Source organism: Sphingomonas rustica (assembly GCF_039652585.1).
Taxonomy (GTDB): Bacteria; Pseudomonadota; Alphaproteobacteria; order Sphingomonadales; family Sphingomonadaceae; genus Sphingomonas; species Sphingomonas rustica.
In genome coordinates this window covers 231,813-242,950 of record NZ_JBDIZK010000008.1, presented here as the reverse complement: position 1 = coordinate 242,950, position 11,138 = coordinate 231,813, and the positions used below count along the sequence as shown (strand labels likewise).

Annotated in this window: 6 protein-coding genes; 3 read left to right on the top strand and 3 right to left on the bottom strand. The window is 65.1% G+C overall.

Going from position 1 to position 11,138, the window contains the following annotated elements; all coding sequences use genetic code 11:
* Positions 1–81 precede the first annotated feature (81 nt).
* Entirely contained in the window at positions 82–747 is a 666-nt protein-coding gene (locus TPR58_RS14815; RefSeq protein ID WP_346247478.1) for an IS3 family transposase, read from the top strand.
* Positions 748–924: 177 nt separating this feature from the next.
* Here TPR58_RS14815 and TPR58_RS14810 read toward each other — a convergent pair whose 3' ends face one another.
* The 3 genes from TPR58_RS14810 to TPR58_RS14800 all read right to left on the bottom strand — a co-directional run bounded on the left by TPR58_RS14810 (position 925) and on the right by TPR58_RS14800 (position 3,649).
* Positions 925–2,406, bottom strand: coding sequence for a phospholipase D-like domain-containing protein (locus TPR58_RS14810; protein WP_346247477.1), 1,482 nt, complete (start codon positions 2,404–2,406; stop codon positions 925–927).
* A 108-nt stretch (positions 2,407–2,514) separates the two neighbouring features.
* Positions 2,515–3,204 (bottom strand): RES family NAD+ phosphorylase, encoded by a 690-nt coding sequence (locus TPR58_RS14805; RefSeq protein ID WP_346247476.1) that lies wholly within the window; start codon positions 3,202–3,204, stop codon positions 2,515–2,517.
* 4 nt (positions 3,205–3,208) lie between these two features.
* Positions 3,209–3,649, bottom strand: a complete 441-nt coding sequence (locus TPR58_RS14800; protein WP_346247475.1) for an antitoxin Xre-like helix-turn-helix domain-containing protein — start codon at positions 3,647–3,649, stop codon at positions 3,209–3,211.
* Positions 3,650–3,811: 162 nt separating this feature from the next.
* Between TPR58_RS14800 and TPR58_RS14795 the strand changes: the two genes are divergently transcribed.
* Both TPR58_RS14795 and TPR58_RS14790 read left to right on the top strand, forming a co-directional pair.
* Entirely contained in the window at positions 3,812–8,509 is a 4,698-nt protein-coding gene (locus TPR58_RS14795) for a DUF3320 domain-containing protein (RefSeq protein WP_346247474.1), read from the top strand.
* Between the two features lie 203 nt (positions 8,510–8,712).
* The gene (locus TPR58_RS14790; RefSeq protein WP_346247473.1) at positions 8,713–10,551 is read left to right on the top strand and encodes a vWA domain-containing protein; all 1,839 of its coding nucleotides are present in this window, start codon (positions 8,713–8,715) and stop codon (positions 10,549–10,551) included.
* Positions 10,552–11,138: the final 587 nt, after the last annotated feature.

Genomic DNA, 11,138 nt, shown 5'->3' with positions numbered 1-11,138 from the left:
GCCGCCACGTGAGTGGTCCATGGCAAAGGCCCAGTTCGCCGTCATCTTCGGCGAGCGCTTCATCAAGGCCATGGCGGCGTAATGTTCAACCGCCCGCCCGCACACGAAAATCCTGACAGGCCCTTCCGTCCGCCGACGACCGACAGCCGCCATCGCTTCAGCGTCTACCCCAATCTGGCGCGCAAGATGATGCCCACAAGCGCGAACCAGCTTTGGGTGGCCGACATCACCTACGTGCGGCTGGCGGAGGGTTTCGTCTACCTCGCCGTGATCCTCGACGCCTGGAGCCGCCGCGTGGTGGGCTGGGCGCTGGCGGACCATCTCAGGGCTGAACTCGCTCTCACGGCGCTCGACATGGCGCTCGCTGCCCGCACAGTCGCGCCTGGCGAGCTGGTGCACCATTCGGACCGCGGCATCCAATATGCCTGCACCGCCTATGTGGAGCGCCTCACCGCCGCGGGGATCCAGCCGAGCATGAGCCGCGCCGGCTGCCCGTGGGACAATGCAATGGCCGAAAGCTTCATGCGCACGCTCAAGCGCGAGGAGGTCGATGGCCGCCGCTATCGCGACCAAGCCGATGTCGAGGCGCGGATCGCCATCTTCCTCGAAAAGGTCTATAATCGCCAGAGACTGCATTCCGCTTTGGCCTATCGGCCACCGGCGGCATTCGAAGGCGACGATCGATTGCTATCGGCTCCGCCGCATGCGGCGGAGCCGATAGCACAAGGTACAACAATCTGTGTCTAAGCTCTGTGTCTCACCGCAGGGGTGCACTCCAGGGACCCCTTCTCTTCGTGGCTTCGTGTGATCCTCTAATCCGGCTTATCGGTGCGTCTTCGCGAAGAGATGCTCACACGAAGACACGAAGGCACGAAGAGAAAGTGCAAAGTTGACGTAGATCCTGCGCTATCGCGCCCTTTACCCTTATTCCGCGCGCCACAGCTTCAGGTTGCGGAACAGGCCGCGTTCGTCCAGCGCCTCGAACATTTCCTCGGGGCCTTCGGGGTCGAGGATCTGGTGGTCGGCCAGCCATTCCTCGACCGAGGTCATGTCGGGCACCTCATAGTCGCGCAATGTGCAGCGGCGGTCCTTGGCGTTCTTGCGGCCGGAGAAGCGCAGGCTCTCGATCGCGGCGATCAGCGAGCCCTTTGCCTCGATCGCCTTGGCCACCGCGGCCGCGGTCACGCCCAGATGCTCGGCGATCAGGTCGTTGCGGACCATCGCGATCGCGGCGCTGCAATCGGCATTGGCCGGCGCGCTGCAGTCGATCGAGACGTCGCATTCGGTGTCGAGCCGCATCGAGCGGTTGTTCATGTTCGACGATCCGACGCGCAGGATCATGTCGTCGACGATCATGATCTTGGCATGGACATAGATGGGCGTGCCGTCGCGCGTGTACGGGTGATAGAGGCGCAGCCGGTCGTGCGCATCGCGCGTGCGCAGCGCCTGGACCAGCCGTGCGCGCGCCGTGTCCATCGCCAGCGGCTCGAGCCAGCCCTCGGCCTTCTCCGGGTTGATCAGCACGATCTCCGGACCGTCGGGCTCGTCCAGCCGCCGGGCGATCGCCTCGGCGATGCGGCGCGAGGCGAAATACTGGCTTTCGGCATAGATCCAGTGCTTCGCCCGGGCGATCTGCTCGAGATACAGCGCCTCGATTTCGGTCACCTCGCGCTGGTCGTCCATCTTCGGCGCGGTGCGCGAGATGGTGACCTCGACATCCTCGAACTGCACCGGCAGGTCGTCGGGCCAGCATTCATGCTTGGCGCGGATCGCCTTCAGCGCCTCGCCCCCCGCCCGCTTCCACCGGTCGCGCGCATGGCGGCCCAGCGCCGCCGCCGCCGGCCCCTGCAGCGCGGTGGTCGCGTCGTGCCACGGATCCGACGGCGCCCCGCCCGGGCGCACCCGATCGGGTTCGTCGTCCAGATGGGCGCGCGTGTCCCAGCGATCGGCGGTCATGTCGATCCCGCCGCAAAAGGCGAAGCTGTCGTCGATCACCACGATCTTCTGGTGATGCGAGGCGGCCGGCGGATGATGCCCGTCCAGCATGACATGGATGCGCGGATGCGCCGCCCATTTGGCCACGGTCAGGATCGTCTTGCCGCGGAACAGCGACTTGAGCGCCCCCAGGTCCCAGCGCAGCAGATAGACGTCCAGATCGGGATTGCGCTCGACCAGCCAGTAGATCAGGTCGCCGACGCTGGTCGGGGCGCCCGACGCCTCGCCGTCATCGGGTCCGGGGCCCTCGCCGCGCACCAGCTCGATCCGCGCGTCGAAGTCCCAGCCGATCAGCATGATCCGCCGCCGCGCCTTCAGCATCGCGGCACGCGCGAGGCGGAAATAATCCTCGGCATCGACGATGACGCTCGCCTTGTCCGCCCGCGCCGCGCGCCAATAGGTGCGCTTCATGTGCGGCCTCGCCCGGTGCGATGGGGACCGGGGCGGGAATCGGATGCGTCTGTCACGCCGCCGGCTCTACCCGCGGGCAGCGGCGGGTGACAACCATGCGCGGCACCGTCAGCCGACGATCCGGCTTACCTGCGGCTCGGGCGATCCGGCCCAGGTCATGCGGTGGACGTCGCCCTGCGCCACCGATTGCACCGCATGCGGGAACAGCGCGGCGATGCAGGTGCCGCCGGGCGCGCGGACCGAGGGATAGAGGATGCCGTTCAGCCCGCGCGCCCGCGCCGCATCGGCCAGCGCATTGCCCGCGGGATAGCCGAGCCGCGGGTCGGGATGCAGCGATGCGTGCTCGGGGTCGTCGCGCAGGTCGACGAACTCGCCGGCAAAGCTGGCGAACAGCTCGGCATAATCGACCACCGCCTCGTACACGCCGGTGTCGGCCAGGAAGGCGGTGAGGTGGAACCCGACCTCGGCCAGGCAGGTCTCGACTGCCAGCGCGGCATACCAGGCACCGCGATCGGCGCCGTTGAAGCGATTGGGCGCGCGCGGCCGCGCATAGGCGAAGGCGGCGTTGATGAAGACCGCGCCGGGCACGCCATAGACCAGCTCGTGCGAGGCAACATCGCCGCTGCCGCGCGCCTGCGCCATCAGGCGGCTGCTGGTCGCGCCCTCGATCTCGGCCAGTGCCGCCTGGTCGGCGGCATCGGCCAGGCCCAGCAGCACGGTCTCGCGCAGCCGCGCGGTCGACACCAGCCGCACCGTGCGCGGCAGCGCCTCGCGCGTGATCGTCAGCGCATCGGCCACCGGCTTACAGTCCGCCGCGGACCGCATCGACGTGGCGACGCGTCTCCAGCATCACCGGAATGCCGCCCTCGATCATCGCCTCGACCGGGCTGCGATGGCGGAACAGCGGGCCGCGATTGGGCAGCTTGGGCCAGCGATCGGCCATCGCATCGGCGAACAGCAGGTGCAGCCCCTTGTAGACGCCGATCGCGGCGGAGGCGCGGGTCAGCTGGTCCTGCGACAGCGGCTGTTCCTTCGCGCCGCGCTTGATCCGGTCCCAGCTGCTGTCGCTCACCCCCAGCAGCGCCGCCGCCTCGCCATTGGACAGCCCCCAGTGCCGCGCCAGCGCGCGATAGGCCTTCAGCGCGACGCTCGACAGCCGCACGCGATCCTCCGCGCGGGCAAAGCTCTGAACTTCCCCCGGGAGGGGCGGCAGCGCGGTGGGCAGAGCAGCGAGTTCGGCCATGGCGGCTTCCTTTCGCTCCACATATGCGCATCATATGGTGCGAGTACAAGCGTCATTTGCCGATCTCCAAAATGGGGCGTGGCTTTTATCAAATGCAGTTGCAATCAAGGCTAACGTCGCGAAGATGGGTGGAACGCCGTGAAGAGCGGAACGCGGGGAAAAATGGCTATTATTCTGAACGACGACGCGCGCGCCAAGGGGTCAGGCCGGTCTAACATCGCCCGCATGTTCGACCAGACACGGAAGCGGCTTGTAGAAACCGGCACTCGAAATCGACTGGTTCACGTCAATCGAGCCAATACTCGTGGCAATGTAATCAACATCGTCAACGAGCGATCGGATGACGTCCATGCCATCCTGTCTTCATCGAAGACGATGCGTTTTCTGGCCATCGGCATCGATAGGGAATCCGAGCATGACGGGGTCTTTCTGGTGCCTGCGGCCGAGCAGGAGTTCGGTACGGATCGCTATACCGATCTCCAGCTCGAAACGCGGCTAGGCCCGGACACGCTGCAAAAGAAACTGCTGAAGGTCGCCCGCGAGGCGCAGACCGCCGAGGAAGAAAGCGGCGTTAACATTCTGTACCTCGCGCTGGGTTTCCTGACCTGGTTCGAAGACAAGAGTTCGGCCGTCCCGCGTGAGGCGCCGCTGGTACTTTTACCGGTCGAACTGGTTCGGAACGCCCGGACATCCACCTACGATGTGCGGCTGCGCGACGAGGAAATCATGACCAATCTGCCGCTGCAGCAGCGGCTGAAGGACGATTTCGGCATCACCCTACCCGATATCGACGTTGTCGAAGGCTGGCAGCCCTCCAGCTACTTTGCGGAGGTGGCTCAGGTCATCGCGCCGCGAGATCGCTGGAGTCTCGACGAGAATGGTATGCAGCTCGGCTTTTTCAGCTTCAGCAAGCTCCTCATGTATCGTGATCTGGACGTAGATGCTTGGCCTGACGAAGCACTGTCCGACCATGCTCTGACCCGCGGGCTGCTTTATGAAGGCTTCGAAGCAGAAACCCCGCTGTTCAACGCAGACGATCGCCTGGACGAACGCCTTCCGCCAGAAAAGCTCTTCCATGTGGTCGATGCCGACGCGTCGCAGGCCAAGGTCATCGAGGAAGTCCGGTCCGGCCGAAACCTAGTGGTGCAGGGACCACCTGGAACCGGCAAATCCCAGACGATTACGAACATCATCGCCGCCGCCGCGCGCGAGGGGAAGCGCGTCCTTTTTGTCGCTGAAAAGATGGCGGCGCTGTCGGTCGTTCATGACCGGCTGGTCAAAGTTGGCCTGCGCGACATCTGCCTCGAACTTCACTCGCGCTCCGCGAACAAGAAGACCGTGCTGGCCGAACTGGCGCGGACGATCTCTCAGGCCGCCTCCGCCCCCGTTTCTCCTCAGGCTCCCACCGCGCTTACCGACGCGCGTGACCGATTGAACCGCATCGCCGACGTAATGCATCGACCGATTGGCGCGACCGGCGAGACCCCGTTCAGCGTGCTTGGGCGGCAGGCGCGGTTCATCGGTGCAAAGGATCCTGCACCCACCATAAATGGCGAAGCGCTGGCGACCATGCCGCGCTACCGTGAAGCGGAACTCCTGACGGCGATCGAACGGTATGCTGATCTGGTGGCTCAAGAAGGCGGCGCGACAGGCCATCCATTTGAAGGGACCCGAAATCTAGATATCCAGCCGGTGGATCTAACCCGGCTTGCCGGGACGACGGCGAACGCCGCATCTACTGCCCAGACTCTCGCTGACGTCTTGACACAAGCGATCACCGCTCTGGACCTCGGGCTTTCAGCATCTCTTGTGATAGCTGCGCCGATGGAGGACCTTCTGGATCGCCTCGATGGCCTGCCCCCTGGCGCGATCGACGCAGCTGCTGCGATGCTGGCTACATCCGATCTGCCCCGGCTCCGTGACGCATTGGCCGCTGGCGCCGACTGGCGCGCGGATCATGATCGCAGCGTTGCGATATTCGTTGATACGGCATTCAGTGCTTCAGTCTCGCATTTGCGTGCGCCGTTGGTCGCCGGTGTCGGGTCCTTTTTCGCGCGCTGGGGCGGCACCTATCGCCAGGCGTCTCGCGAACTGGCCGGGCTTCTCAGGGACCCTATACCGAAGCTGGCGGTCGAGCGAGTCACCCTAGTCGATACGCTCAGCGCTGTGGCATCGAAACGCGCATCGTGGGAATCCGACCAAAGCTTCGCCGCGCGAGCGCTCGGCGACCACTGGCGCGCGGAGCGAACCGATTTCGAGCGCCTGCTCTCGATCGCCGACTGGTGCCTGAAACTGGCACAAGCCGACTTGACCCTATCCTCCGAAGCGGCAATTTCCCTGGCCTCCCAACCTGCAACACTGAGCGCGCTTCGGAGCGCTTTAGGGACCGCCCATTCCGCCGCACAGGAGGCGATCAGCGCGGCGGTGAATACGCTTGACCTGAACCCATCCATGTTCGGCGAAGGCGCCATCGAATGTGTCCCTCTGGTCGATTTGGCGACACGCTTTTCACGCATGGCGGCTTCGATCGATCGGTACGCCGGATGGTCGCAATTGGCTCGAGCATATTCCACGCTGCAGGACAGCGGCGTGCCGGATCTGGCGGAGCGAATGCGCGCGGGCGACCTGGACGGTGCCGCGGCAAAGGTTGAACTGCGCTTCGCCCGCGCCGAACGTATTTGGCGCTCGGCTCTGGAGCAGGAACCGGTCCTGAAAACCCTGCCGACCGAAAAGCGTCACGAGTTGGTGAGCAACTTTGCTGCGCTGGAACGGGCTCGGCTATCGGAAAACGTGACTGATATTCTCGCGGCTCATCTCGCCCAAGTCCCACAGGGCGCACAGGGTGAGATGGGCGTCCTGCGCGGCGAGATCGGCAAGAAGACGCGTCACCTTGCGATCCGGCGCCTATTCGAGCGTGCAGGCACCGCGATCCAGCGGATCAAGCCCGTACTGCTGATGAGCCCGATCTCGGTAGCGCAGTATCTCCCGCCACATATTCTCTCTTTCGACCTGCTCGTTATCGACGAGGCCAGTCAGGTACGACCTGAAGATGCTCTGGGCGCAATCGCGCGCGCGAAGCAGATTGTGGTCGTCGGTGACCAGAAGCAGCTACCCCCGTCATCCTTTTTCGATCGCTTGGCTGCGGACGAAACCAGCGAGGATGGTGAGGAAGACGAGGAGTTGCTCGCCGGAGCCGCGACGGTCGGCGAGATGGAAAGTATCCTGACGCTGTGCGAGGCACGTGGCTTGGGATCGCGAATGTTGAAGTGGCACTACCGATCGCGCGACCCGTCGCTGATCGACGTGTCCAACAGGGAATTTTACGAGAACGGCCTGATCCTCCCTCCCTCGCCCCTTCAACAGGATCCCGCCTTCGGACTTTGCTTCACGCGGGTGGACGGCGCCTACGACAAAGGCGGCAAGCGAGACAATCGCAAGGAAGGCGAAGCAATCGTCGCGCGTGTGGCGGAGCACGCTCGGTTGCACCCGACATTGTCGCTAGGCGTCGTCACCTTCTCATTCGCGCAGCGCAACCTAATTACCGAGTTGCTTGAGGCGGCGCGGCGGACAGACCCGACATTGGACATGTTTCTGCGCGAGGGCCAGGTAGAGGACCTCTTCGTCAAGAACATCGAAAACGTGCAAGGCGATGAGCGCGACGTGATCTTGGTCAGCGTGGGCTATGGTCCCACTGTTCCGGGCGGACGCTTGACCAGCATGTCATTCGGGCCGGTCAATGGCGAAGGTGGTGAGCGACGATTGAACGTTCTCTTTACGCGCGCTCGCGTTCGGTGCGAAGTTTTCGCCTCATTTGATCCGGGTGACATCGACGTATCGCGGACGGCAGGGGAAGGCCCGCGAATCCTGAAGCGCTTTCTGGAATTCGCCAAGAGCGGACGGATCGAGGAACACTCGCCTACCGGACTGGAAGCCGATACGCCGTTCGAGGAGGATGTCGCAGATGTCATTCGTAGCTTCGGTTACCTGGCCGATCCGCAAGTCGGGTCGGCCGGCTTTCGGATCGATATCGGCGTCCGCCATCCCAACAAGCCCGGAACGTATCTGCTTGCGGTCGAGTGCGATGGCGCATCCTATCACAGCGCCCTATGGGCGCGTGAACGCGACCGATTGAGGCAGGACGTGTTGCAGCATCTGGGGTGGAACTTTCATCGTATCTGGAGCACCGACTGGTTTTATAACCGTCGGGTCGAAATCGAACGGTTGCGCACCGCCTTGCTCGCGGCGACAGAGATCGCAGAGCGCGGTATCCACATTGATGGCGCGAACCGCGCCCGGCTCGTCGTCGCTCCCGATGAAAACACAACTTCGGTGATTGAGGTTCCAGACATCGTCGAACGAAGGATGCCGCCTTACCAACGCGCATCGGTTTCAGTCCATAGCGCTCAGGAGCCGCACGAAGTCGCTGTCTCGATCCTCGCCAGCATCGCGCAGCAAATCGTGGCCGGTGAAGGCCCGATCCATTTCGAAGAGGTCAGCCGTCGCATCGCGACCTGCTTCGGCAAGGAAAAGGCAGGATCGCGCATCCTTACCGCCACCAGATCGGCCCTGATGCGAGCGCAATCACGCAATAGCGACCTTTTGAGTGATGGAACCTTCTGGTTCACTCGCGCGCAGTCCGAAACACCCCCTGTGCGCGATCGCTCTTCCGAGAGCGGTATGATTGTGAAAGCAGCTTATATCTCAACGCTGGAGATCGAGGCTGCACTGGCGATCGCACGAGATGACAACGCCGGTGGCAACGATGCAGATCTAGTCAGGACCGCCGCGAGATTGTTGGGGTTTCGTCGCGTCGGGGCCGATCTGCAGGCGCGGATCACTCAGTCTCTCAGGAGAGCCTGACCATATTGATCCTGATATCCATCGTCGTGCTTCGATTGGGTGACGGCAAAGCCTCTGCTTCGCAACGCTACTGGTCGCGACGGCTGACGAACTGCGAGCGTCTGCCTTGAAATAAATTTCACCACCCACCCAAGGATCCTCCCCGGAGCCGCGTCGAAGGATGTGGCGGACGAGATCGACCGCCGCACTCAAGGGAGAAGATCATGCCCCGCCTTCACCAGATTCTCGTCACCGGCGTCGCCCTCGCAGCCCTCGCCTCCTGTGCCGAAAGCGGCCGCGATACGCGGGTCGCCTCGACCGAAACCCCCGCACCGGTCGTCGTCGCCGAGCCGAGTCCGGCGCCGCAGATTGCGGCAACCGAAGCCGAGCCGCAGAGCGATATCGTCGTGACGGAGACCCGCCATCCCCGCCCCGAACCTGCCGAAGCGGTTCAATCGAGCAATATCACCGTCCTAGCCGTCGAGACTCTGCCTACGGAGGAGGTCGTCGTTACCGGCACCAGTGTCGGGGGCAAGGCCGCGCCGGTAGGGCGCATGCGCGCGCCGGTGATGATGGGGCCGTCGGTGCGGTCGGTCTATATGCCCGACCGCCGCCTGCCGCCCCAGTATCGCGACGAAGGCCGCGACCGGTTCACCACCTTTTCCGAGAACCCGTTCAAGGTGGCGAAGCAGGATCCGGTGTCCACCTTCTCGATCGACGTCGACACCGCCGCCTACAGCTTCGTGCGCGCCTCGCTGTCGCGCAATGTCCTGCCCCAGCCGGCGGCTGTGCGGACCGAGGAGATGGTGAATTACTTCCCCTATGACTATGCCGCGCCGCGCAGCACGACCCAGCCCTTCGCCACCGACATCGCGCTGTATCCCAGCCCGTTCACGCCCGGCCGCCAGATGGTCCGCATCGCGATCAAGGGGCATGAGGTCCAGCGCGCCACGCGGCCGCGTGCGAACCTGGTGTTCCTGGTCGACACCTCGGGGTCGATGGACGAGCCGAACAAGCTGTCGCTCGTCAAACAGGCACTGGGCCTGCTGCTCGAGACGCTGGACGCGCGCGACAGCGTGGCGATCGTCGCCTATGCCGGGTCGGCCGGCACCGTGCTGGAGCCGACGCGCGGCAGCGAGAAGGCGAAGATCCGCGCCGCGATCGACCGGCTGGGCGCGGGCGGCGGCACTGCCGGGGCCGAGGGCATCCGCCAGGCCTATGCGCTGGCCGAGCAGAATTTCGCCGCGGACGGCGTCAACCGGGTGATGCTGGCCACCGATGGCGACTTCAACATCGGCGTGCGGAACACCGACGAGCTGAAGGGCGTGATCGAGCGCGAGCGGGCCAAGGGCATCTTCCTGTCGGTGCTCGGCTTCGGCATGGGCAATTACAACGACGCGCTGATGCAGACGCTGGCGCAGAACGGCAACGGCACCGCCGCCTATATCGACACGATCGGCGAGGCGCGGAAGACACTGGTCGAGGAAGCGGGATCGACGCTGTTCCCGATCGCCAAGGACGTGAAGATCCAGGTCGAGTTCAATCCCGCCCGCGTCGCCGAATATCGCCTGATCGGGTATGAGACGCGCGCGCTGAACCGCGAGGATTTCGACAATGACAAGGTCGATGCCGGCGAGGTCGGATCGGGCCAGAGCGTGACCGCGATCTACGAGATCGTGCCGGTCGGCGGGCCGCTGGCCAATGGCACGCTGCGCTATGCCAGCGAACTGGCGGCGCCCGCCGGCCGCAGCGGCGAGCTGGGCTATGTGAAGATCCGCTACAAGCTGCCCAAGTCGGACACCAGCCGTCTGATCTCCACCCCGATCGAGGCAGGCAGCGCCGTCGCCCGCTTCCAGGACGCGCCGCGCGAGGCCCGCTTCGCCACCGCGGTTGCGGGCTTTGCCGAGCTGCTGCGCGGCGGCAAGCACACCGGCACGCTCAGCTATGACGATGTCATCGCGATGGCACTGGCGGCGCGCGGCGACGATCCCTTCGGCTATCGCGCCGGGTTCGTCGACCTGGTGCGCACCGCGAAGACCGCGCGGTCGCTGGCCGCGCGCTAGGCTCCGGCGGGGGGCCGAGCCGGGGCGGGACCGCCGCGCGCGTGTCGCGCTTGCGTGCGGCGGTCCCGTTTCGGCCGGGCGTCCGGCCGGAACATCATGCCTTAGACGGGTCGGCAAATGCAGCTATAGGTTCGCTCCAATGTCCATGCGCCGCCTCTACCCCTCCCATGCGCGCCATCCCGCCGCGCCTGCCGGAGCGGTGCGAGAGGGGCTTACCCCCACCCGTCACCCCGGCCGGGGTGACGGCGGGGTTTGGGGCGAGGACCTGCCCCCCGCAATTGCGGCGGCGTCCGAGGGGTGGAAGACGGCGTCACAAACCACCCGTCATCCCGGCCGTAGTGCCGGGATCCACCGCGAGGCGCATCCCGGAGCTGCGGGTCTGGCGGGACGCTGTGGTCGGGCGGGATTACTGGGCGAACGCCGCGTATCGGCTGAGGGTGCAGGATGGAGGATGGGTGGACCCCGGCACTGCGGCCGGGGTGACGGCGGGGTTTGGGGCGAGGACCTGCCCCCCGCAATTGCGGCAGCGTCCGAGGAGCGAATGACGGCGCCACGCAACACCCGTCATCCCGGCCGAAGTGCCGGGA